The 24,794-nt window shown below is 57.6% G+C and carries 18 protein-coding genes; 3 read left to right on the top strand and 15 right to left on the bottom strand.

Annotation, left to right across the window (positions count from 1 at the left end; all coding sequences use genetic code 11):
- Positions 1-4: 4 nt before the first annotated feature.
- The 3 genes from ABLV54_RS08280 to ABLV54_RS08290 form a co-directional block, all read right to left on the bottom strand.
- Complete coding sequence (locus tag ABLV54_RS08280) at positions 5-1,489, bottom strand: sugar ABC transporter ATP-binding protein (RefSeq protein WP_004202401.1); 1,485 nt, start codon at positions 1,487-1,489, stop codon at positions 5-7.
- A 32-nt stretch (positions 1,490-1,521) separates the two neighbouring features.
- Positions 1,522-2,445 (bottom strand): sugar ABC transporter substrate-binding protein, encoded by a 924-nt coding sequence (locus tag ABLV54_RS08285; RefSeq protein WP_002892597.1) that lies wholly within the window; start codon positions 2,443-2,445, stop codon positions 1,522-1,524.
- 429 nt (positions 2,446-2,874) lie between these two features.
- Positions 2,875-3,894: a LacI family DNA-binding transcriptional regulator gene (locus ABLV54_RS08290; protein WP_050533042.1), complete on the bottom strand. Its 1,020-nt coding sequence runs from the start codon at positions 3,892-3,894 to the stop codon at positions 2,875-2,877.
- Positions 3,895-3,996: 102 nt separating this feature from the next.
- Here ABLV54_RS08290 and ABLV54_RS08295 point away from each other — a divergent pair, with 102 nt between their 5' ends.
- On the top strand, positions 3,997-5,004 hold the full coding sequence (locus ABLV54_RS08295) for a Gfo/Idh/MocA family oxidoreductase (RefSeq protein ID WP_050533043.1): 1,008 nt from the start codon (positions 3,997-3,999) through the stop codon (positions 5,002-5,004).
- A gap of 235 nt (positions 5,005-5,239) precedes the next feature.
- On the opposite strand, the gene ABLV54_RS08300 is transcribed toward ABLV54_RS08295, so the two are convergent.
- The 3 genes from ABLV54_RS08300 to iolE are packed head-to-tail and all read right to left on the bottom strand — an operon-like array spanning position 5,240 to position 8,370.
- Positions 5,240-6,271 (bottom strand): Gfo/Idh/MocA family oxidoreductase, encoded by a 1,032-nt coding sequence (locus tag ABLV54_RS08300; protein ID WP_050533044.1) that lies wholly within the window; start codon positions 6,269-6,271, stop codon positions 5,240-5,242.
- A 9-nt stretch (positions 6,272-6,280) separates the two neighbouring features.
- A complete protein-coding gene (locus ABLV54_RS08305) occupies positions 6,281-7,453 on the bottom strand; it encodes a Gfo/Idh/MocA family oxidoreductase (protein WP_023288684.1) in 1,173 nt (390 codons plus the stop codon).
- Positions 7,450-8,370 (bottom strand): myo-inosose-2 dehydratase, encoded by a 921-nt coding sequence (gene iolE / locus ABLV54_RS08310; protein ID WP_050533045.1) that lies wholly within the window; start codon positions 8,368-8,370, stop codon positions 7,450-7,452. Before iolE ends, ABLV54_RS08305 begins: the two co-directional genes overlap by 4 nt.
- Positions 8,371-8,943: 573 nt before the next feature.
- On the opposite strand from iolE, the gene ABLV54_RS08315 reads away from it, so the two are divergent.
- On the top strand, positions 8,944-9,369 hold the full coding sequence (locus ABLV54_RS08315) for a hypothetical protein (RefSeq protein ID WP_050533144.1): 426 nt from the start codon (positions 8,944-8,946) through the stop codon (positions 9,367-9,369).
- 76 nt (positions 9,370-9,445) lie between these two features.
- Here the strand turns inward: ABLV54_RS08315 and lysS are convergent, their stop codons facing one another.
- The 7 genes from lysS to ABLV54_RS08350 form a co-directional block, all read right to left on the bottom strand.
- Entirely contained in the window at positions 9,446-10,963 is a 1,518-nt protein-coding gene (lysS, locus tag ABLV54_RS08320; RefSeq protein WP_004202393.1) for a lysine--tRNA ligase, read from the bottom strand.
- A gap of 343 nt (positions 10,964-11,306) precedes the next feature.
- Positions 11,307-12,782, bottom strand: a complete 1,476-nt coding sequence (dtpD, locus tag ABLV54_RS08325) for a dipeptide permease DtpD (RefSeq protein ID WP_044521382.1) — start codon at positions 12,780-12,782, stop codon at positions 11,307-11,309.
- Positions 12,783-12,841: 59 nt separating this feature from the next.
- Positions 12,842-14,989 (bottom strand): lysine decarboxylase CadA, encoded by a 2,148-nt coding sequence (gene cadA / locus ABLV54_RS08330; RefSeq protein ID WP_023288680.1) that lies wholly within the window; start codon positions 14,987-14,989, stop codon positions 12,842-12,844.
- Between the two features lie 82 nt (positions 14,990-15,071).
- Entirely contained in the window at positions 15,072-16,406 is a 1,335-nt protein-coding gene (cadB, locus tag ABLV54_RS08335; protein WP_023288679.1) for a cadaverine/lysine antiporter, read from the bottom strand.
- Positions 16,407-16,771: 365 nt separating this feature from the next.
- A complete protein-coding gene (gene cadC, locus ABLV54_RS08340) occupies positions 16,772-18,340 on the bottom strand; it encodes a lysine decarboxylation/transport transcriptional activator CadC (protein WP_348813922.1) in 1,569 nt (522 codons plus the stop codon).
- A 290-nt stretch (positions 18,341-18,630) separates the two neighbouring features.
- A complete protein-coding gene (locus tag ABLV54_RS08345) occupies positions 18,631-18,903 on the bottom strand; it encodes a DUF1471 domain-containing protein (protein WP_002892402.1) in 273 nt (90 codons plus the stop codon).
- Between the two features lie 100 nt (positions 18,904-19,003).
- A complete protein-coding gene (locus tag ABLV54_RS08350) occupies positions 19,004-19,924 on the bottom strand; it encodes a Kdo(2)-lipid IV(A) acyltransferase (RefSeq protein ID WP_023288677.1) in 921 nt (306 codons plus the stop codon).
- 509 nt (positions 19,925-20,433) lie between these two features.
- Between ABLV54_RS08350 and ABLV54_RS08355 the strand changes: the two genes are divergently transcribed.
- Positions 20,434-21,300 (top strand): GNAT family N-acetyltransferase, encoded by an 867-nt coding sequence (locus tag ABLV54_RS08355; protein ID WP_050533046.1) that lies wholly within the window; start codon positions 20,434-20,436, stop codon positions 21,298-21,300.
- 22 nt (positions 21,301-21,322) lie between these two features.
- Here ABLV54_RS08355 and ABLV54_RS08360 read toward each other — a convergent pair whose 3' ends face one another.
- Both ABLV54_RS08360 and ABLV54_RS08365 read right to left on the bottom strand, forming a co-directional pair.
- The gene (locus ABLV54_RS08360; protein ID WP_048296920.1) at positions 21,323-22,348 is read right to left on the bottom strand and encodes a fimbrial protein; all 1,026 of its coding nucleotides are present in this window, start codon (positions 22,346-22,348) and stop codon (positions 21,323-21,325) included.
- Position 22,349: 1 nt separating this feature from the next.
- Positions 22,350-24,785, bottom strand: coding sequence for a fimbria/pilus outer membrane usher protein (locus ABLV54_RS08365; protein WP_050533047.1), 2,436 nt, complete (start codon positions 24,783-24,785; stop codon positions 22,350-22,352).
- Positions 24,786-24,794: the final 9 nt, after the last annotated feature.

Raw genomic sequence — 24,794 nt, forward strand, 5'->3', positions numbered from 1 at the left:
TGCCTCAATGGGATGCCAACGACAAAATGGTTTCCTGGTCGGCTTCGTCTTTTTCCAGGATGCCGGTGATACGACCTTCATGCATCACCATGACCCGGTCACTCATGCCAAGGATTTCCGGCAGCTCAGAGGAGACCATAATGACCGCCACCCCCCGATTCGCCAGTTCACTGATAAGATGATAAATTTCCGCCTTCGCCCCGACGTCGATGCCGCGGGTCGGCTCATCGAGAATTAAGATTTTCGGTTGCGCTAACAGCCAGCGCGCAATCAGGACTTTTTGCTGATTCCCCCCGCTGAGGTTATTAATAATTTGATCCATCGTCGGCGTTTTAATATTGAGCCGGCGGATTTGCTCCATGCAGTCTTCGGCCATTTTCACGTGCTGGACAAAACCGCTCTTGCCAATATATTCCGGCATTTTTACGATACTCATATTTTCCAGCACCGACAGCACCAGAAACAGGCCCGACTTTTTGCGGTCTTCGGTTAATAACGCCATCCCCTTTTCAATCGCCACGGAGGGAGAATCAATGGTCACCGGCGCCCCGTCGATCAGCACTTCGCCGCTGTCGAAGCGTTCCATACCGAACAGGCTTTCCATCACCTCGCTGCGCCCGGCGCCCACCAGCCCGGCCACGCCGAGGATCTCGCCGCGACGCACGGTAAAGCTGACGTCATGGAACACGCCCTGGCGCGTCAGGTTGCGCACCGTCAGCACCTCTTCGCCGATGGTGTTATTAAATTTCGGGAACAGCTGGGTTAATTCGCGGCCCACCATCTGGGTGATCAGCGACTGGCGGGTAAATTCGGTGGTGTTTTTGCTCCCCACCCAGGTGCCGTCGCGAAAGACGCTGATCTCATCGGTGATGGCGAAGATCTCATCCATTTTATGGCTGATATAGATGATCGCTTTGCCCTGGGCCCGCAGGTCGCGGATGATGGTGAACAGGTGAGCCACCTCGCCTTCGGTCAGCGCCGAAGTGGGCTCATCCATGATCACAATATCCGCGTTCCATGAGACCGCTTTGGCAATCTCCACCATCTGCTGGGCGGCGATGCTCAGGTCGCCCACCAGCCGGTCGGCAGTTAAGCGAATATTCAGCTTATCCAGCAGCGCCTGGGTCTGGCGGGTCAGCTGGCCGTGGTCGACAAAGCCGTACTTCATCGGCTCGCGCCCCAGCCAGATATTTTCCGCCACCGTCATATGCGGCACCAGATTCAGCTCCTGGTGAATCATCGAGATCCCCGAGCGCAGCGCATCCATGGTGTCGGTAAATTCCACCGGCTCACCTTTCACGCGAATCGATCCTTTATCCGGGCGATAGATACCGATCAGGCACTTCATTAGCGTGGATTTACCGGCGCCGTTCTCGCCCATCAGGGCGTGCACCGTTCCCGGGCGCACGCGTAATGAGACATTGTCGAGCGCCTTCACGCCGGGGAAGAACTTACTGATACCTTCGGCTTCAAGGGCAAAAGCGTTCATACATCCACCTCCGTACCACAGGTTGGCCAGGATTATTTCTGATTACGATTGGTAAATTCAGCCATGTTCTCTTTGGTGATCAGCTGATACGGCACGTCGATGATCTTTTCCACTTTCTCGCCGTTCGCCAGCTTAATGGCCGCGTCTACGGCGCCCTCGCCCTGGCCTTTCGCATCCTGGAAGATGGTGGCGATCATCTTGCCGCTCTTCAGCATCTGCAGCGCATCCGGGGTGCCATCCACGCCGGCGATGAGAATGTGGTTCGGGTTTTTACCCAGCGCCTGCAGGGCGCCGATCGCCATTTCATCGTTGTTGGAGGCGATGGCCTGGATATCCTCGCCGCTGGTCATCCAGTTGCTGACCACGTCCACGGCGTCATTGCGGGTAAATTTCGCGGTCTGCTTCTGCACGATTTTGATGTTCGGGTATTTCGCCACGACCTCTTCCACCCCTTTGGTGCGGTCGCGAGTGGATTCATTCGCCAGGTCGCCGAGCAGGATCGCCACATTGCCCTTGCCGTTCATCGCTTTCGCCAGCGCTTCCATCTGCAGACGGCCGGCGAGAATCGAGTCCGACCCCACATAGGCCATCTTGTCGGTCAGCTCCGCCTGCGGGCGACGGTTTACAAACACCAGCGGGATCCCGGCTTTGGTGGCCTGATCCATGATCGGTTTCACCGCGTTGGTATCCACCGGGTTGACGATAATGGCGTCCACGCCCTGGCCGATAAAGTTCTGCACCTGCTGCAGCTGCTGGGAGACATCCCCTTTCGCGTCCTCGATCTGCGATTTCACCCCATCTTTTTTCATCTCTTTTTGCATCGAGGTACGCAGGATCGTCAGGAAGTTATCGTCAAACAGCGCCATCGAGACGCCAATGGAGACATCTTTTGCCATAACCACCGCAGGCAGCATGCAGGCTAACAAAGAGGCAACAATCGTTTTCTTAATATTCATAGTTGATCCTTGATTTTGTAGGTACGCCGGTGAATGAAACAAAATGAAAAATTAATTTCAGTTAGATTGCGACAAATGTCTGTTGTGACGGCGACGGCGCTGCGGGGTTTTCCGCATTTCGTCGTGATCGTAATCACAAATAATGGTTGTATTATCATCACTTTTTTGAAACATCAGTCCATTTATGCCACACCGTGAATTCCAGACCATTTATTTCATTAACAAGACATTTGAAACTTTTATAAGTAAATAACTGAAATGAAAATTTTAAAACCATGCAGTAACAGAATTTTGACAGACATCTAACATTGCTGCATAAATGAGCGAAAAATGAGAGGCAGACAACGCTTTACAGCGATCGCCCCCGGCGGGGTTGGCATTTACCCGGCGGGGAGATCCGCGTTGTCAGGAAGGGAGGCGCCGCACGCCTTAGTCGACGTTCTCGGCGCTGTAGAGGATAAAGTCGACTTTCCCGTCGGCATAGGTTTGCGGCTGATAGCCGGACTCCAGATGGCGCAGCATCAGGTCGATCGCCAGCTGGGCGTGCTGGCGGGTGTTCTGATCGAGCGTTAACGCCAGGCTGCCCCTGGCCAGCTGCTGGCGGGTGGTATTGTAGCGCTCATGGGTGATCCAGCAGACGTCGCCTTCGCGGCGGTGGCGTGCCAGCGCCTCGGCAATCTGAGTATTGCCAAGTCCGGTGTTATAGATCCCGACAATATGCCGGCTGCGGCACAGGGCCTGCTCCAGCAGGCGGGTGATCTGCTCCCGCCGCTCCTCGCCCGCCAGCACCTCGTTGAGCTGCAGATGGGGAAAACGCTGGCTCAGCACCTCGCGGAACCCCTGGATGCGCAGGCGATGCGCGCTGTAATCCTCCCGGCCGCTCACCATCAGCACCTCCCCGGGCCGCGGCGTCATTCTCCCCATCATTAACCCCGCCGTGCGGCCAGCCTGCAACTGATTGATCCCGACGTGGCAGAGCCGGTCGGCGCCGGGCAGATCTGTCGCCAGGGTAATGACGGGGACGCCCGCTTCCCGACAGCGGCGCAGCGCGTCATTCACCACAGGATGGTCATTGCCGAAAACGATGATCCCCTGACGCTGCTGGCCGCTGCGCATAATGCGCCGGGCCAGGGTCGCCGGCTGCGACTCCGGGACAAAGGTGCGGTGCAGGGTCAGACGGCGATAGCCGAGGCTATCCGCGACGGCGGCGAAATCCTGCGCCAGCTGCGGAAAAAAGAAAGAGTCATTGCTGCTGAGAAAGAGCTCAATCTGCCAGGGAAAGCGGTGCTCCTCCGGCAGGATCCGCTTCAGCCCCGCCTCCCGCGCCGCCTGCAGCACTTTGCGCGTGGTCTGCGGCGATACGCCGCCGCGTTCGTTCAGCACCCGGTCAACGGTGGCCACGCCGACGCCAATCTGTCTGGCCAGCATCGCCAGTGACATGTTTTTCATCGCCCCTCTCTTCAATGATGGAAATACATCAAAACGGCAGTGTCAGTGAGTTTAGCAAACCGATTATGGTGGCAGCGTCCCCTCGCCATTCTGGAGAATAAAATGAAGTGCAAACGTTTTGCCCTGGTAGGCAGTGGTTTTATCGGTCAGGTTCATGCCGCCAGCCTCGCCCGTCACGACGGGAGCGAGTTGACGATGGTGGCCGATGTCGCGCCGGAGCGTGCACAGGCGCTGGCCGCCCGCTATGGCGCCCGGGCGGTGACGGTGAGCGAGGCTCTCCGTAGCGACGCCATCGACGCTGTGCTGATCGCCAGCTCGACCCCGTCGCATGCCGAACTGCTGGAAGCCGCCGCCCGGGCGGGCAAGGCGGTCTATTGCGAAAAACCGATCGACCTTTCCCTGGCGCGCGCCCGCGAGGTGGTGGAGCGGGTGCTTCCTCTTAAGGTGCCGGTCACCGTCGGCTTTAACCGGCGCTTCGACAGCAGCCATCAGCAGTTGCGCCGCCAGCTGGAGCAGGGAGCGATCGGCAGGGTCGAGCTGGTGCAGATGGTCTGTCGCGCCTCCAGCATGCCGCCGCTCGACTATCTGCGCAGCTCCGGCGGTCAGATGCGCGATCAGGCGATCCATTTCTTCGATCTTCTGCGCTTTCTCACCGGCGATGAAGTGCATACCGTAGCGGCGATGGGCGCGGCGCTGGCCCTGCCGGAAATCGCCGAATTTGGCGATGTCGACACCTCCATCCTGATGATGCAGATGCGCGGCGGCGCGCTGGCGCAGCTGGACAACACCCGCCGCACCGGCCACGGGTATGATGAACGGATCACCCTGCTGGGGGCAGAGGGCGCGCTGGAGTCCGGCAGCCAGTCGCCGGCGGGCCCTACCCTGTGGCGCGGCAATCAGCGCATTGAGCCAGGCCTGTGGCCGGACTGGTTCAGCCGGGTGCAAGGATCTTATTACCAGCATCTCGACGCCTTTATCCGCTCTCTGAATGGTGAAACCGTGGCCGACCTGCCCGGCCTGATGGACGGCCTGCAGGCGCAGGCCATTGCCGAAGCGGCGGTTCAGTCTCTGCAGCGCGGCCAGTATGTCGCCGTCGACGACTGTCGGTGAGTGGTTGCGTGGCAACCGCTATCAGGCTCTGAACCTGCCTTTATGCCGGGCGGCGGCGACGCCTTGCCCGGCCTACGGGCATGATAACCATCCATATCACACAGTTGCAGTGACATCCCAGGCCCGCGCAAGCGCCGCGCCGCCGGGCAGCAGATATCCGGCACCGTGCGCGTCCCGGTGCCGGACGATGGCGTGCACGCTCGCGCTGTCTGCAAACCAAAGCCCGGCCGGCCCCTTAACGTTCTTCGTTAAACACCGCACCCACCTGGCGCCGCACCTCATCCATCACCTGCAGATTCTGCAACACCCGACTGAGCGGCCGCAGCGGCGAGTCCCGCAGCCCCTGACCGATGCACCAGGCAAAATGCTCCGCCTGCCAGAACAGCTGATCGTAGCGATTGCGCGGCTCTTCCCAGCGCAGCGCCTGCCCGCCCTGGCTGGCGGCGAGCGTGAACCCGCCGGGGGCGTAAAACTGACCGTCGATCGTCAGGGTCGCCTGGCGTCCGGCCACCACCGCCCCGCCCGGCGTGTTGCTGAACAACGTCGTGTTTAACAGCCCCTGCATCCCGTTCCGCCAGCTGAATAGCATTGACGTCTGGCCGTTAAGCCCCTCCGCCGTCGCGCGGCCGCGGGCGACAATCTCCTGCGGCATGCCGCCCACCATCAGCGCAAACGAGGTCAAATAGCTGCCGAGATCCATCATCGGCCCGCCGGCAAGGTCGGCATTAAAGATGCGGTGGTCGGTAGTGAAATACTCGCCGTGATCGGCCAGCAGGGTATGCAGGTCGCCGAGTACCCCATCCTCCAGTAGCTGGCGGATCACATCATACTTCGGCGCGTAATCGCACCACATCGCCTCCAGCGCCAGCTTCCCCTGGCGGGCGGCTTCGGCCTGCAGTTCACCTCCTTCGCCGAGGTTGAGCGCGAAGGGCTTCTCTATCAGCACATGTTTGCCCGCCTTCAGCGCCTGCATGCCGTCGGGAAAGTGATGGTTGTGCGGCGTCGCAATATAGACCGCATCAATATCCGGACGCGCCAGCATCTCCTCCACCCGGCCGTAAGCCTGGGGGATCCCCCATTCCGCGGCTACCCGGTCGGCCTTCGCCTGGCTGCGGGAGGCAACGGCCACCACCTGCTGCCGGCTCTGGGTTTTCAATGCGTGCACAAAGCGCTCGGCGATCCAGCCCGGACCGATGATGCCCCAGCGCAGGGAGGGAATGCTCTGCGCCGCCGGGCGGCGCGGGGTCGGTAATTGTGAGGGAAACATAGCGGCTCCTTAATCCTTAACCACGTTAACCCAGCGACGGCTGACCATCGAGGCTTCAATCGCCGACAGCACGCGCTGATTCTGTAAACCAAATTCAAAGCTGGGATAGCAGTCGTCGTCCCCACAAATCCCCTGCACCAGGTCATGCACTTCCATCACCTTGACGTCAAAATAGCCCAGCCCGCCGCCGCCAAAATCGAAGCCGAAGAAGCCGGCATAGGCCGGGATCTGGCTCCCGGCATACAGCGTTTTAAAGCCGCGGTCGTGTTTGTCATCGCGGAAGCGATACACCTGCAGTTCGTTAAAGCGCTCCCCGTCCATATACAGCGTGCCTTCGGTGCCGGAGACCTCCCAGAACACGCCGAAGATGCGCCCGGCGGCGATGCGCGAAGCCTCAATCACCCCCGCGGCGCCGCTGTCGAAATTGACCAGGCACTGAACCTGATCGTCATTTTCCACTTCCCGCCACTCGGCATCGGCCGCGACCCGGCTGGCATACCCGGCATCGGTCTGTGGCACCGGACGCTGGCGCAGGCAGGTTTGCGCGCTGGCGGTCACTTCACGGATCCCGCCCATCAAAAACTGGGCGACGGACAGGGTATGGGCGCCGAGGTCGCCAAGCGCCCCGCTGCCGCCGAGGGTTTTCGAGCAGCGCCAGGACCAGGGCAGGTTCGGGTCGTTATAAAACCCCTGATCAAAGGTGCCGCGGAAGCGCACCGGTTCGCCAATATCGCCCCGGGCGATAAGCTGCTTTGCCAGCAGCGCCGCCGGGGTTTTAATGTTGTTAAAGGCCACCATGGTCTTCACCCCCGCGCGCCGGGCCGCCTGCGCCATCTCCTGCGCCTGCTGCTCGTTAACCGCCAGCGGTTTCTCGCAATAGACATGTTTACCCGCCGCGATCGCCGCCATCGCCATCGTGTAGTGCAGATGGTTCGGCGAGGTAATATCCACCACGTCCACCAGCGGATCGTTCACCAGTTCGCGCCAGTCACCGTAAGCTTTCTCCGCCCCCAGCTTCACCGCATGACGTTCAGCCAAAGCCTGATCCTGATCCGCCAGCGCGTAAAGATAGGGGCGCTTCGGCAGATCGGGATAGAACATGGCCGCGCGACGGTAAGCGTCGGCGTGCGCCTGGCCCATAAAACCGGAGCCGATAAGACCAATATTTAACCGCGCGCTCATGATGCGTGCTCCTCTGATGATGACGGGGACGAAAAGTGGTGCGCCAGCCAGGCGAAGGCGCGGCGGGCGGTGGCAAACGGCGGCGCCATCGCCGGGTCCTGCTCTGCTTCGATAATCAGCCAACCGCGGTAGTCGCTGTCCCGGGCAAAGTCGAGGATCGGCGCATAGTCGATGCAGCCGTCGCCAGGGATGGTAAACAGCCCGGCGCGCACCGCCTCGTTAAAGCTCAGGTTTTCGCGATACAAGCGCCCCAGCACCTGCGGACGGACGTCTTTCAGATGCAGATGGCGGATACGGTGGCCATATTTCTCCAGCACGCGCGGGATATCGACCCCGGCGACGAAGGCGTGTCCGGTATCAAACGCCAGCCCGACGTTGTCATGGGTCTGGGACAGAAACCGCTCCAGTTCGTCGTCGTGCTCCACCAGCATCATCAGATGATGGTGATAGGCCAGCCGGAGGCCGTAGTCCCGCAGCAGCAGGTCGGCAAAGGTATTTAGCTTATGGCAATACGCCGTCAGGCTGACGCGGCTTAACGGCGGCGAGAGCGAGATCGGCTCATCAAGCGGCGTTTCACCGGGCAGTTGCCCGCACTCGCCATAGACCATTACCCTGGCGCCGAGCTGCTGCAGTAGCTGCGCGTGGCCCCGCACCGCCTCCAGCTCCGCTTCCACGCTGCGGTCGCCCAGCAAGCCGCTGTACCAGCCTGACGCCAGGCGCAGGTCAGCCGCCGCCAGCAGAGGCCCCAATGTCTCCGCCTGGCGGGGAAACTTCCGCCCTAACTCAATGCCCTGAAACCCCGCCTCCCGCGCCTCGCGCAGACACGTGTCGAGAGGGATATCGCCGCCTAAATCCTCCAGCACATCGTTGGTCCAGCACAGGGGGCTAATGCCCCACTGCAGGTGCTCTGTCGCCATGTTTATCTCCTTTTCAGCCAGTCGTCTGGTGTGCCGTCACTATAAGCAGGCGACGACCAGCGATGAAAACGGAGAAATGATGGAAATCCATCATTGCCGCGGGCGAAATATCCGCTGGCGCGAGTAGCCCTGAAAAATAAATGGAAATAATGCTTGCCGCTGGCTTATTTTGCAGATAAAAATTACTAGCTTAATAACCCGCTTCAGAGGTTATCCCTTTCATTCGAAATATGATGATAGCAATATGAAAAAATCTCAACACCGCAGCGGCGCGGGTTTTAGCCCTGCGCCCAGGCCTGGCCTGCTGTTATTTGCGTAAGTGACAAATAGTCCCTTTTAAAACATCAATTACTTAACATTCTCTCTGCAATAATAAGACATGCAGCGGGAAGATACGGTGATAAATAAGCCCAGGGTAATGATGTTTTTACAAATAAATAACCCTTCTCCTTTCTGCTCGTTATTTATCAGGAATGGCTGCGGTTATATTTATTCTGACGCCCCCGGAGAATGCACCAATGTGTATCAACCTTTATGACAATGCGCGCCGCTATCGCGATGAGAAACAACAAGATGAATAAGACCTGGCTTTTCACCACCCTCACCCTGGCGCTGGTCGCCACCGCGCCGGCCCACGCCATTAGCGCGAAATACCGGGAACAGCTTGAACGCTCCGGTTGCACGCAGATGACCGACGGGACCACTTGCGATATTCATAAAACCAAAGCCGAGAATGCCGCCGCCGCGCAGCAGGCCAGCAGCGGCTTCGGCCCCTGGGTGGGCACCTGGTATGTTTATACTGACTATGGCAATAAAATTGATGAGATTACCGTCACCGCTAAAACGGTGAAAACCCATGGTCATCTGGTCGAGGAGGCGAAAGCCAGCCAGGGTAAACTGACGTTCCGGGTGAAAAGCTCAGCCTTTACGCTGAACGACGCCTTTAACGGCGTATGGGCAAACGGCAGCCAGCGCGGCACGTTGCAAAAAGTCCTGTAATAACATTGCCCTGCCGACAGGATGGGGATAATGCAGGAAGAACCTCCCGGCGCAGGCCGGGAGGGAGTGCAACGGTTTACTTCTGCGGACGCATCGCCGGGAAGAGGATCACGTCGCGGATGGTGTGGCTGTTGGTAAACAGCATCACCATCCGGTCGATACCGATGCCCAGACCGGCGGTCGGCGGCAGGCCGTACTCCAGCGCGGTGACGTAGTCTTCGTCATAGAACATCGCTTCGTCATCGCCCGCCGCTTTGGCGTTAACCTGATCCTGGAAACGCTGCGCCTGGTCTTCGGCGTCGTTCAGCTCGCTGAAACCGTTACCGATTTCGCGGCCGCCGATGAAGAACTCGAAGCGGTCGGTGATTTCCGGGTTGACGTCGTTACGGCGCGCCAGCGGGGAGACTTCCGCCGGGTATTCGGTGATGAAGGTCGGCTGGATGAGGTGCGCTTCCGCCACTTCGTCGAAGATTTCGGTGACGATGCGCCCCAGACCCCAGCTTTTCTCTACCTGAATACCGAGAGATTCCGCCAGCGCTTTCGCCGCGTCGAAGTTATCCAGATCCGCCATGTTGGTTTCCGGACGATGTTTTTTGATCGCCTCGCGCATGGTCAGTTTTTCAAACGGCTTGCCGAAGTCAAACACCTGGTCGCCATACGGCACCTCGGTTTTGCCCAGCACCGTCTGCGCCAGGGTGCGGAACAGCGACTCGGTCAGTTCGATCAGGTCTTTGTAGTCCGCGTACGCCATGTACAGTTCCATCATGGTGAACTCTGGGTTATGGCGTACCGAGATCCCTTCGTTGCGGAAGTTACGGTTGATTTCAAACACGCGTTCGAAGCCGCCGACCACCAGACGTTTCAGATACAGTTCCGGCGCGATGCGCAGGTACATATCGAGATCCAGCGCGTTGTGATGCGTGATAAACGGACGGGCGGAAGCGCCGCCGGGGATCACCTGCATCATCGGGGTTTCCACTTCCATAAAGCCGCGGGCTACCATGAACTGACGCATGGTCGCGAGGATCTGCGAGCGGATGCGGAACGTATGGCGCGACTCTTCGTTAGCGATCAGATCCAGATAGCGCTGGCGATAGCGGACTTCCTGATCCTGCAGGCCGTGGAATTTATCCGGCAGCGGGCGCAGGGCTTTGGTCAGCAGGCGCAGCTCGGTGCAGTGGATGGAGAGTTCGCCGGTTTGCGTTTTGAACAGCTTGCCGCGGGCGGCGATGATGTCGCCAAGGTCCCATTTCTTAAACTGTTCGTTGTAGACGCCTTCCGGCAGGTCATCGCGGGCCACGTACAGCTGGATACGGCCGCCGACGTCCTGGAGGGTGACGAAGGAGGCTTTGCCCATCACGCGGCGGGTCATCATCCGGCCGGCCACCGCAACTTCAACGTTCAGGGAAGCGAGTTCATCGTTATCCTTCGCATCGAATTCAGCGTGCAATTGGTCAGAGGTATGATCGCGACGGAAATCGTTGGGGAAAGCTACGCCCTGCTCACGCAGCGCAGCCAGTTTTTCGCGACGAGTTTTCAGTTCATTATTAAGGTCAATGGCCTCATCGGCACCTTGTGCTTGTTGTTCAGACATATGGGTTCCTCATAACCTTGCTTTCAAACTAGCTTCGATAAATTGAACCAGGTCACCCTTCCGCGCGGCCTGTCTCCGGCTTTACACCGAAGAACAAGAGTAACGAATCTGGCTTCTCTTCAAGCTGATCTCACTCAGCTATGCCTTCACTAACGGTATTTTTTATCGTTGGCTTCCGCGCCTGCCAGAATATCCTCCTCCTGTTCAGTAAACGGTGCAAGGAGCGGCTTGTCGCTCCACTGTTGGGGTTACCGATCCCCGGCTCGCGGCGTAAACGCCTTAGCCGGGCTACCAGGCAGCACGATTTTGTAGCCCGGTAAGCCGGACCTGTCGCCAGACGGGGCTAGGCGCCGCCGCCGGGAAGCTCGCCAGCCGCCGCGCGGCGTTTGCCGACGCTACAGGCTGCGGCAAAGGCGATAACCACCATCACCGCCACGCAGCCGAGGGTCCATTCCCCCATCTGCGAGAAGAAATGCTGATAGGCGGCAATCGCCGTATCGCTGATTTGCGATTCGGTGGTCTGCTGGGCGACCACGCCCGCCAGCCAGTTGGCCACCGCGCCGGTGGCCAGCATATAAATACCGGTCAATACCCCGGTGACGCCGGGCATGTTCAGGCGGGTGATTTGCGCCATCGCGACCGGGTCGATAAACAGTTCGGCAAAGCCCATCATCGCCAGTCCAGCGACCATCATGCCCATCGAGGCCTGACCCTCAGCGGCGCCGTGGCGGGCGTTGAGCGCCAGCAGCATAAAGCCGCCGCCCATCAGCAGCAGGCCAAAAGCGAATTTCAACCAGACGCGCAGCACCGAACGCGCGCTGCCTTCCGGGCGCATCAGCCACGCCAGCGCCACGCCGGCCGCCATCACCGCCACCGCGTTAACCGACTGGAACAGCGCCGTCGGCACGTCCCAGTTCAGCAGGCGGCGGTTAACAAAGTGATCGATAAACAGGCTAATCGAGCTTCCGCCCTGCTGCGCCAGCACCCAGAACAGCGTCCCGGCAAGCATCAGCAGGACGATCTGCCACAGCGCGCGACGATGCTCGGGGGCTTTGATCATGATCCGCGCCACCATCTGGGCGGCGAACAGACAGACGACGGCCAGCAGATAGCCGGACCAGTTGTTTTGCAGCAGCAGCGTGAAGAACACCGGCGCCAGGCAGAGCATCACCAGCAGCCAGCCCCAGGTCGGCAGCACGAATTTCACCGCCCGCAGCGCCGGTTTATCGACGCCGCGGGTATGCCGGAAGTGGCGGCTGCCGCTTAAGAAAATCATCAGGCCGATGAACATCCCGATCCCCGCCAGGGCGAAGCCGATATGCCAGCCGTACCACTGGGCCGCCAGCCCGCAGGCGATGGGCGCGGCGATGGAGCCGACGTTGCCGGCGGCGTACAGCAGCGAGAAGCCGCCGTCGCGACGCGGATCGTCGTGGGCGTAAAGTTCGCCAAGCAGGCAGCTGATATTGGATTTGAACAGGCCGTAGCCGCAGATAATGATCGCCAGCGCGACGTACAGGCTCCATGCGGAGGTCGACTCAACGCCCAGCACCACGTGGCCGAGGGTCATCAACAGCGCCCCGGCAATCACCGCCGTGCGGTTGCCGAGCAGGCGGTCGGCAAGCCAGCCGCCAAGAATAGGGGTAACGTAAACCAGAGAGGCGTAAGCGCTGAACAGGCTGATGGCGTGGCTGTCGTCGAAGCCAAGCTGGTGGGTGAGGTAGAGGATGAGTAAGGCGCGCATGCCGTAAAAGCTGAAGTACTCCCAGATCTGGATCGCAACGATGTAGTAAATCGCGCGCGGCTGTGAGGGTGTTTTCATGTGTTCTCCTTGCAGCGTGAAAAAGGGAAGTGGCAAGCCACTTCCCTGATGTGCGTCTATTACTTGTTATTCTCTTCTTTCAGCACTTTAACGGTGTAACGACCATCCGCCTGACGATAGGCGCCGTGGATATCGGTTTCGAAGCCCGGATAGTGGGCGCCGATTTCGCACAGCATCTGCAGGAACTCCAGCACCGGACGGCTCTCTTCGGTGATCATTTCACCCGGCATGACCAGCGGCACTCCCGGAGGATACGGCAGGATCATGTTGGCATTGACGCGGCCGACCATCTCTTCGAGGTACACTTCTTCCGTCTGACCGTGCAGCTCTTTCTGGAACGCGGCATACGGGGTCATCACCATGGATGGCAGCACTTCAAACGCGCGGAACATCAGGTCCGGCAGGTTGTGATGCTCAACCAGTTTGTGAATGTTCTGCGCCAGGTCCTGAATACGCATGTTTTCATAGAATTCAGGATCTTCACGGTACAGCGACGGCAACATGTTTTTCACCCGCAGGTTCAGGTCGAACGCGCGTTTGAAGTCGGTCAGCGCACGCAGCAGGCTCAGCGCTTTGGTTTTGTCGATACCGATGCTGAACAGGAACAGCAGGTTGTACGGACCGGTTTTCTCCACCACGATGCCGTGTTCGTCGAGATACTTCGCCACGATGCTGGCCGGAATACCGAACTCATCCATGGTGCCGTCTTTCTTCATCCCCGGGGTCAGCAGAGTGACTTTGATCGGGTCGAGATACATGTGCTCGTTGTCGATGTTTTTGAAACCGTGCCATGCGCTGTCGGAGCGCAGCGGCCAGCATTCAGGACCGTCGATATGTTCCGGCTGCCATACGTCGAAGAACCAGCCGTCAGACTCGCCTTTCAGACGTTTGATCTCTTTACGGAACTTGATGGAGCGTTCGATAGAGCCGTCGATCAGGCGCTTACCGGCGTTGCCTTTCATCATCGCCGCCGCGGTTTCGGTGGACGCCACGATCCCGTAGTGCGGGGAGGTGGTGGTGTGCATCATGTAGGCTTCGTTAAAGGTCTCTTCGTTAACATCGCCTTTCACATGGATCATCGATGCCTGAGAGAACGCCGCCAGCAGTTTGTGCGTGGACTGGGTTTCGTAAATCACTTTCCCTTCGACGCGACCGCCGCTCATCCCGCATTTGCCTTCATAGATCGGCGAGAAGTTGGTGTAAGGCACCCATGCGGAGTCAAAGTGGATGGATTTCACATCCAGGGTTTTCTTGATGAAGTCAGTGTTGTACAGCAGACCATCGTAAGTCGAGTTGGTGATAACGGCGTGTACCGGCCAGGTCGCGTTCGGCGTCTCTTTCACACGCTTGGCGATAGTCGCGTGCTGGAATTCGCTCTGCGGGATACCGCCGAGGATGCCGTAGGCGTTACGGGTCGGACGGAAGTAGATCGGCGTAATGTCGCTCATCATCATCAGATGGGTCAGCGATTTGTGGCAGTTACGGTCAATCAGCACGGTGCTGCCGGCCGGCGCGGAGTACATACCGACGATTTTGTTGGCGGTCGAGGTGCCGTTGGTCACCATGTAGCTGCGTTCGGCGTTAAATACGCGAGCGATATACTCTTCCGCTTCTTTGTGCGGGCCGCTGTGGTCCAGCAGGGAACCGAGTTCAGAAACTGAAATCGAGATATCGGATTTCATGGTGTTGGAGCCAAAGAAATCGTAGAAGATGCTGCCTACCGGGCTTTTCTGGAAGGCGGTACCGCCCATGTGGCCCGGGGTACAGAAGGTGTATTTGCCTTCACGCACATATTTGAACAGCGCTTTGGTCAGCGGCGGCAGAATGGTGTCGATGTATTCGTCAGTGTTCTGTTTGATTTTGTTCGCGATATCTTCCGCAGCGCCCAGCGCATATTCGAAGAAGCGAACCTGCATGCGCAGATCGTTCAGGCTAACGTCCAGCGTGGAGTAGGTGTTAGCGAACGCATACAGCGGCATGTACTCGTTCATTTTGCTGATTTCTTCGCACAGCTCGAGATTGTATTTATCCCAGTCGAAGATCACGCCGCACAGACGAGAGTTGTTTTCGATCAGTTTTAATAAGTCGTCACGGTCGTTCGGGTAGACAATGCGGAAGTCCAGGCGTTCGAGAGCACGATGCAGTTCACGGATGGGTTCTTCTTTGAAGTAAACCCCCATGTGATTCATGATTGCAATAACGTTCATAGTCAAATCTCCAGATGTAGAAAGCCCCTCCCGTCGCGCTATGACAGGTGATGGAAGGAGCCTCAGGAAAAAGGGTTACTGATTAGTGCGCGTTAGCGGGGCTGTTGCTATCCGATGCGTTGCTCTGGCGCTGGTGCATTTTGCGACCGTAGAACATCAGGATAATCAGGCTAACGATAAAGGTGCCGGCCAGTTCGAAGGAGCTTGCGCCCATCAGCGCGATGAAGCAGAACACGCAACCCAGTACCGAACAAATCAGGCTGACGAAGTTACGGATGTTGATGCCTTCGAAGCGAATCAGGTCAACACAGGAGTAGAAGTAAGGCAGCATGGTCAGCAGTACCGCGATACCGGTCAGTTCGCCGAACAGGTCAGAGGCTTTACCACCGGCGGAGTTCATCAGGGTAATCAGCACCATCAGCGCGGTCATTTTCACCGCGGCCAGCAGCAGGCCTTTTTTCGGGATACCGTTGCTATCGACTTCGCCATACACTTTCGGGAAGTTGCCATCGTTGGCGGCACGCACACCCGCCTGGCCAACCAGCATCATCCACGAGCCCAGAGAAGTCAGGCAGGCGAAGGCGGTGAAAGCGGATACCATCGGCGCAGCCCAGCCGCCGAGGATGGTGGAGGCGCTAATCGCGAACGGCGCACCGGACGCTGCCATCTGAGAAGCAGGATACATACCGGCGATAACCTGAGTCGCGGCGATGTAGACGATACCGGCCATCGCGGTACCCAGCATGGTGGCCAGCGGCACGGTACGTTTCGGGTTTTTCACCATCCCGGTACTCACGGCGGCGGATTCTACGCCAACGAAGGCCCACAGGCAGAGCAGGATACTTTTGATGACCGCGTGGCTATCGGTGGTGCTGGAGGTGTTCCAGTTCGCCTGATAGGTAGCGACATCAAACCAGTGCCAGCCGACGACCGCGGTCATGACTACCGGAATAAGCACCAGCACCAGACCAATGGTGGTCAGACGGCTGACCCAGGTCCCGCCGAGCATATTAACGAAAGTAAAGATCCACACGATGGCAATACAGGCAATCCCTGCTGGCACCGGGTTATTTAAAATGGGGAAGAACGTAGACAGATAAGAAACTGCGGTAATCCCGATAGCCAGGTTACCAATCCAGTTTGCGTGATAATAAAGTACACCGGTCTGGAAACCGAATGCCGGAGATATTTCCCCTGCGTAAGCAATGGGACCACCCTGCTGCGGGTTTTTAGTGGCCAGTCGGGCATAAACATAAGCCAGAGACATCGCACCAATAATTGAAATTACCCAGCCCCAAATGGCAATACCACCGATGCTGGCCAGGTTCGCAGGTAATAATGCAATACCGCTCCCCATCATATTACCGGCGACGACACCGGTACAGGCAAATAGCCCGATCTTCTTGGCAGAACTCATGGTTGTTTTTCTCCTAAGTTTATTTGGGAGGTACAGATCATGATACAGAACCATTAATTGACCCGACCAACTGCCAACAAGATTACTGATTTGTACGAGATAAGTCCTAAAGATAAAGTGAAATAACAACAAACATCAGACAAATGATATTTTGACCTTTTTCGCTTAACATATAAACATGACAACAGGGTGTCAGAAAAAGATAAACATTGTTGTTTTACATGAACTTAGATGATGGGCGGTGTGTTACCGGACTGTTATTCAAGGCCTCCTGAATGCTAAATATAAATAACAACAGGAGGCTTCATGAGAAACATAAATTTAACCTCATCATGCCAAAAACCTTTCGCATGATGAGGGTTTACTTATTCTGAAGAGAGGAAATTATCGAGATACGGAACAACCCGGTTGACCGACGTCTGGAAAACTCCGTTTTCAATCCAGTACAATGTGTCTCCACCGGGTCGTAAATTAAACGCCGTAATGTAAGAATCCGCTGCCAGCCGGTTCTCACCTTTCATCTCATAGACTTTGCCTAACAGCACATAATTCAGCCACGACATCTCTAAATCGATCGCGTGGTTAATCGCTGTGTTCGCTTCGTCAACTTTTCCCTTCCCCAGCAAATCCACTGCGTTTATTTGATAATAAATCGCCATATCTTTTATACCCGGCATCTCCCCTACTCGCTCAACTTCGCTGTAGAGGGCTGCCAGCTGTTTATCATCCAGCGGCTGTTGCGAATGGCGTAATACATCCACCAGCGTTTTTTCGGCATACGCGTAAATAAAATCAGGCGCCCGCTTAATCACATCATCCAGCAGGCTGATGGCCTTGCTTAATGAGTCAACATCGCCCTTCATTAACAGCTGATGCGACTGGTAGAAATAGGTTAACGCCACGCTTTGCGAGGGCTGATATTGCCTGAGCATCGCCTGCATTCGCGCCGGCCACGGCTGCGCCAGCGCGTCCGACAGGCTGTTCATCAGATCGTTCTGGATGGTGAGCTGGTTGTCATTGGTCACAAAGTAGCGCTTATCGAGCATCGTCGAGCTGTCGGCGTTATCCACCAGCTGGACCGACATAAAGCATTGCTGCGCCCGGTAGTGGCGCTGATTGACGAATTCAATGGTCAGCGTTTTACCGGAACTGCTCGGCTCATTGATGTTGTAGTCTGTTTTGTCATGCACCATAAAGGTCGAGAAGGTGTTCAGCGAGGTGGTGATCAGGCTGGCCAGGCCGACCGCGTAGGAGTGCTGCGAAGACCAGTTGGTGCAGGAGTTACCATTGACCAGGTGGATATCGATATCGCGCGGGTTGAGTAGCAGGCGCGCCTTGTTGACCGGCGGCCGCGATTCCATGCTCGACAGCGCCACCAGCGCCACGCAGGTGCCCAGCGCCAGCAGAAACAGCCCCCACACCAGGGCGGTGGTGAGCCGTTTACGCACTGACGGCGCGCTGGCACCTGTCGGCGCGGGAGCTGGCGCGGCGGGATCGGCGGTGGAGATGGGCGCGTCCGGCGGCGCACCGGCAGCCGGCGGCGCGGGAGCGGCGACCGATGGCGAAGGCGTCAGCGCCTCCATCTGCGGGGCGAGTTCCTCCCCCTCTTCGGTGCACCAGATCACCGGCACCGTGAGCTTATACCCCCGTTTGGGTACCGTCGCGATGTACTCAAGGCTAACGTCGTCGCCGTCTTTGAGCGACTTGCGCAGTTCGGAAATACTCTGCGTGACGACGTGGCTGGTCACAACGTTCCGGGTCCAGACGTTTTCGATAAGCTCGTCCCGGCTAAGCACTTCCCCCGGATGGCGAGCAAAAAAGACCAGAAGGTCGATTAAACGCGGTTCAAGGGTAAGCTGGCGCCCCTTCCTGCTGATTTGGTTTACAGAGGGGGTTACCAGCCATTCACCGACGCGAACAACAGGTTGTAGCATACAAGAAAGCCCCAGACAAAAAGGGAAAGGCGCGATGATAACACATTTGTCCTACCTATTTTTGCCAGGGGTCACTCCCTCAGGCATTAGGCTGGAATTCGCCTTTTAGCGACAATAAAAAGCAATATTTCATTAACATCGTGATCATCAAAACTATATATAGCGATAAAAATGCGTTTTCGCCGTCGCTTAGCCGGTGGAACGCGGGCGGCGGAAAAAAAATAAGCCCGGAGGCGTAACGCGCTCCAGGCTCAGTCAGTGGCGTGCCGTTACGGCAGCGGCACAATCGATTATTTATACACTTCCGCTGTGGCTTCAAAGTTAGGGCCATGCTCACGCGCAGCAGTAATCACGTAGTACTTTCCGCCTTTCTCATCGGCCAGCTTAGAGAGCTGATCGTGCAGATCGGAGGGCGAAGAGAACTCACCGCCGGACGGCCCCACCGAGATCGGTCCGACCTTGGTCAGTTTGAAGTGTTTCACTTCTTCTTTGGTGATCAACTGCGCGGCGGAGGCGCCAAATGCAACGGCTGAAAGGGCTAACGCGACTATCACTTTTTTCATCCTAAAATCTCCTTGGAATAGGCCTTCAGTCAGGCCCTTTCAGTATAGACGGCGATTTACTAAGCGTGCTACCGATGCGCTGATTTTTTGGCCGCAGCGTTTAGTAACGCGGCGGCACTCCTTCCGGGCGGGTCTTAAAACGCCGGTGCAGCCACATATATTGCTCGGGCGCCATCAGGATGCACTGTTCGATAATCTGGTTCATCCACGCCGCCGTCACCTCGGCGCTTGCCAGCGGCGGCGTGCGTTCCGGCGTCAGGGAGATCAATTCATATCCCCTACCGTTGGGCTTGCGTCGGGGAACAAACGGCACAATCGTCGCCCCGGACATTTTCGCCAGCATCCAGGTGCCGGTGGTGGTCGCCGCCTGCTCGACGGCAAACAGCGGCGCAAAAACGCTGCTGGCCGGGCCGTAATCATGATCCGGCGCGTACCAGAGGATCTCCCCCTCTTTCAGCGCCCTGACCATCCCTTTCAGATTTTTTCGATCCAGCATGGTCTTGTTCGAGCGCAAGCGTCCCCAGGTCTGCAGCCAGTCAATCAGCGGGTTATCATTGGGCCGGTAGACGCCGATGCCCGGGGTAAACATGCCATACATCCGCGCCCCCATCTCGAGGGTGAGAAAATGAATGCCGATCAGTAAGATGCCCTGCTTTTGTTCGAGGAGGTCGACCACCTCGTTCACGCCGCTGGTCTCGGTCCAGCGCGCCACCCGGTGCGTCGGCCAGAACCAGGCCATGCCGGTCTCCATCAGCCCCATGCCCAGCGATTCAAAGTTTTTCACCAGCAGCGCCTCACGCTCGGCGACGCTCATCGCGGGAAAACAGAGTTCCAGATTACGTCTGGCAATCCGCGCGCGGCTTTTCATCACCCGCATTGCCAGCCGCCCGAGCGCCGTGCCCAGTCGGTAGATCACCGGATACGGTAATTGCACCAGCAGCCATAACAAGCCAATTCCCAGCCATAATAGCCAGTAACGCGGGTGCAATAGCGCGCGGGAAAATTTGGGTAAATTTGACATAGTAATCCTGTTAATTCACTCAATAATAGCTGAGCAAAAACCGCGAAATAAAGTAGCGGATCCTGCAGGTTATATTTTTCCAATTCGTGCGGTAATACTCAGTCACAAAGCGCGTTATTATAAGCCGATTCCATGATAATTTCAGCCCTTGCGCTGGGGTTACTCTAGTATTAGACACTTAGCGTAAAATTTCCTGATTTGTGCATAAATAAATAAACCTAACCTCTACGACGCGGCCGATTGCCGATAAAATCGCCAGTGCCTTATCCTCAGCCTCTCGCACAAAGCCTTTTTTACTCACGCTTTATTATGGCGATAGCCAACGCAAACAGGCCGTTTCGCCCGGTCTAACATGGTCAGCATGCGGTTATTTGTGACTCGGGCAAAGGTTAAGCATCGCCAATGCGGATCCTTTTCCCAGATATGCTACGTTTACAGCGCTCATTCGACGCAAGTGCCTTTGCCGACGTCGTCGCTTTCAGAAGCCATAGTGAGAAGGAACTATGACAATGAATTATCAATTAGTGAAGCAAGTCAGAGAAAATAACACATTAAGAAAAAGCTTCATTGACCTTGCCGTTAAGACTTTCGACCTGTCTTTTGAAGAGTGGTATCAACAAGGTTACTGGACTGACGCCTATATCCCCTACGCCTTTGTCGAACGTAATAAAATTATCGCTAACGCCTCGGCCAACATCATCGATCTGCGCTGGCAGGGCGAACCCCGGCGTTATATTCAGATTGGCACCGTGATGACCGAACCGGACCACCGTAATAAGGGCCTAGCCGGTCAGCTTATCCATCACATCCTGCAGGACTGGCAGCAGGAGGCGGACGCCTTCTTTTTATTTGCCAATCCCACCACGGTGGATTTTTACCCCAAATTTGGTTTCACCCGCAGCGAAGAGCATCAATATATTATGCCGGTCTCTCCGCGCGCCGGTGATTTTCGCAAACTGGATATGGACCGCGCGGACGATGTCGCCCTGCTCCGCCATTACTATGAAAAATCCAACCCGTTCTCACCGCTGCGGGTGGAGAACAACTTTGGCCTGCTGATGTTTTACTGCTCCGCCTTTATGAAGCATTTCGTTTACTATTCGGCAAAAAATGAAGCGGTGGTTATCGCCATGCAAAACGGCCCGGTGCTGATCTGCTTTGACCTGTTCTGCGACACGGGCAAAAGCCTGTCGACGCTGGTCAACGAGCTGGCCGATGACCATGTTTACCAGGCTATCCTCGGTTTTACCCCCAATGAAGACCGGCTCGGCGAGTACGAGAAGATTGAGGGAGAAGATATCCTCTTTGTCTATGACCACAAGGAAAACCTGTTTAAAGACAGGAAGTTGATGTTTCCTTTACTGGCGCATGCCTGACGGCGCCGCGCCGTCAGGCCGATCAGTTATAGGTCACCACGAAGGTCGCGCTGGCATTCGCCTCGCCCGCTGTCACCGAAGGTTGGGTCTGGATATAACGGGCCTGATAGGCAAAACGGTAATTCGTCTGGCTACCCTTGCTTCCGGACCAGATCTGGCTCACCTGGTTTAGCGGCACCAGCGCGCCGCCGGCGGTGAGGATCTGCACGCCGAGCCCGGATGCGCCTTCAGGTTGGTCATCGATTTTAATCACCTCGTTGGCGGCCATGGCGCTGTCCGCCGTCGCGTTAAACTGCATAAACACGCTGCCGACATTTTCACACTCCGTCAGGTTGATGTTAAAGGGGATCGGGGCGGTAGTGCTGTTGAGTCCGGTAAACGCCGTTTTATTATGCCGCCCGAGGAAGACGTTAATATTTTTACTGTCGTCTGTAATCTTGCAGGTGGGCGATTTGATATGGATACAGAGCCCGCTGACGCTAAAACGCATCGCCTGCACGCCGCCCAGAAAAATATCGCCGAGGTAATCGTTAAGACAATACTCGCCTGGCGGCGGCAGGCCGCCGTTGTCGGCAATACGCCAGAAATAGATGGTCGGTTTTTTATTTTCCGCCTGAAATGCGCGCTGGCCGGAAAATACCGGCGCGGAAGGCCAGGCCGTGAACAGGGGATCGAAATTAATGCCATCCTGTTCCCCCATCTGAAAGCTGTAGCCGATGCCCGGCAGGCGGTCGATGCTATAGATATCCCCCGGCTTGCCGTTTCCCGCCGGGCCGACCCGGGAGCCGCCAATGCTCTGAAACCCGCCGGACTCGCTGCCGCTGCAGGCGATCTCCCAGCGCTCATTATTGGTGATTATCATCCCGCCGTAACTGTACAGCAGGGAGCCGACGGGGCGATTGCTGACGTCAAGGTTGATACTGGCCTGGCTGACGTTGACCGAATACTCGATAGTTTTACCACTCACCATCTGGCACGCCGCCGACGGCGAGGCGCAATAGCCCCAGGCCAGTAAGAGGGCTCCCCCTGATGCGATGATTTTTTTCATATTATTTCTCCTTTAATCCGGGACGGCAGACCTGGTGCGGCGTACCTCTGCTATCCTGCTGCGCCGCCTCGCCGTGGATGGCATAGTCCAACCGGCAGCGCTGCGCGCTGCGTTCCCCCCAGACTACCGAGACGCTACCGCGGACCTGCGGCACCCGGGCATACAGCAGCCCGCCCTGACCGACAGCGCCAATCGCCTGGTCGCTGTCGTCTAATACTTCCGCGCCCAGTGGCGGCGCCGCGCCATCGGACAGCGTGACGTGGGCAAACCACGGGTAGCCGGTGCGCGTGACAAATTTTACCTTCACCGCAGCGCCCGAATCGGGCACCACCGTCGTGCTGCTGGAAACGATCTCCACATGGTCGTTCATGCCCTGCGGATCGAGATCGAGCCAGTTATCGGTAAAGGGATCGAGGTAAGGGATAATCGTGAAACCCTGGCGATTAATCGGCTGTCCGAGGCGGTTCGCCACCCTGGCCCCCGCCGCGCCGGGCGCTTCCACAATCGCAAAGGTCTCACCCAGCTCGGGGGTGGCGGTCATTCCGCCCTGATGCGCCACCAGGGCACCCGATGCCCCCAGCGAATACTGCTGCTGATGTCGACCCGCGCTGGCGCTGGCATTCAGGTACGCATAATCCGTCCGCAGATTACCGTTGGCCCCCACGCTGGCTTCATGCGGGTTCTGCCGCGGCATGTCGTAGCTGGCTGTCAGGCCGTAGCTGAAGGCGTTTTTAGCGCCAGCGCTGCCGGTATAGCTGGACTGCAGCTGGCTGCCGTAGTTCTTATCGTGGTTAAAGCGGGTGGTCAGGCTGCCCGCCGGGCCGAACGTCAGCGAGAAAGAGGCCCCCACCACCTGATTATTGCGGTGATGTATATCCTGACTCTGCTGGGCGTACAGATAGTAATTGAGCCGACCATAACGATTGGCGTACCCCAGCTGATAGGAGCGCCAGCGGTGGTGGCGGACGTCCTCACTCCATATTCCGTTAAACGACAGACTGCCGCTACCTGCCTGCTGGGACAATGTCGCGCTGTAGCGCGTCATCTCCCGCCAGTCATTGGGATGACTGTCATGCTCCCAGGCGGCATCGCGAATGGATCGATAGTTGCCGTCGTTGCTGTGGCTCATCGACACCAGCATTCGCGTGTCAGAGGAGAAGGATTTTGCTGCGGACACCCGCCAGCGATAGCCCTCCTGCCAGCCGCGTTCCCTGCCCCTGGCCGCAGAACGAGAAAGATCGACCGCCAGCGCCCCCCAGTAAGTGTTGAAGGCGCTGCCGACCAGCGTCGAGTAATAATCCGTCGTCGCGTTGGCCCCGGTGTAGCCGCTGACATAATCATTGAAGCCGTACTGCACCGTTGCTTCGCCAAATCCCGGCCGCCCGGCGATCCCGTTCTCATCCAGATAGCCCAGCGACAGGTCATAATAGACGGCGCCGGCCCGCACCAGACCAGGTAGCACAGCGTAAGGCACGGTAAAGGTGTCCTGACTGCCGTCCGCCTCATGGATCGTCACCTGTAAATCGCCGCCGGCGTTGGTGGGATAGAGATCGTCGAAGGTGAACTTACCCGGCGGAACCGTTGCCTCGTACAACAGGGCACCGTTCTGGGTGACCGTCACGCGAGCATTAGTGCGCGCCACCCCGCTGATCGACGGCGCAAAGCCGCGACGGGAGCCCGGCAGCATGCGGACATCGGTGGCCAGCCTGCCGCCGATAAAACTGACGCTGTCAAAGAAGGTCCCGTCGGTCCACCCCTGACCCAGCCGTAAGGTGGAAGCCCAGTTCACCAGACTTCTCTCTGCCCAGGTGGCGATGCTATCCCAATGCTTATCCCCGGCCTGAGCCTGGTAGCTGGACTGGTGATGTAACCGCCAGCCAAAGGCGCGCAGGCTGGCATCCAGGCCGAGGTAATGATGGCTGCTGCTATCCCCGTCGACGATGCTCTGATAGCTGTTGGCCTGATAGCGCAGCACCGCGGCGGGCACGCCGCTGTCTACCTTCTTCAGATTCACCGCCCCGCGATAAGGGGATTGCAGCAGCGCCTGGGGCATATTCACCCGCAGGACATTTTCTCCGCTGTCATACTCCCAGGCAATCGCCTTATCGATTTGCGCAAAGCGCAGGCAGGTGGCCGCCGCTGGCCATTGAGCGTCCTTCAGCTGCAGGGCGTCGAACAGCGAGGGCGAGATGCAGGGCTCGGGCTGGCCATCGTATTCCTGGATAACAAACGTCTCTTCCGCCATGTCCCGGCCATTCACCGAGAGGAGGCTGCGATACTGTCCGGGGTGCAGCGGATTACCGTATTGATATTTCTGGAGATCAACCGGCGCGGCGCCGTGCAAATGGGCACGGTTAAAACTAAACGCTTCTGCCGCCCATGCCTCTTGCCAGGGTAGGAGGAGCATTAACCCAAACTTGATCTCCCTGAGTTTCATAATAATGTC

The sequence above is a fragment of the Klebsiella sp. JB_Kp042 genome (genome assembly GCF_040065275.1).
Lineage (GTDB): Bacteria > Pseudomonadota > Gammaproteobacteria > Enterobacterales > Enterobacteriaceae > Klebsiella > Klebsiella quasipneumoniae.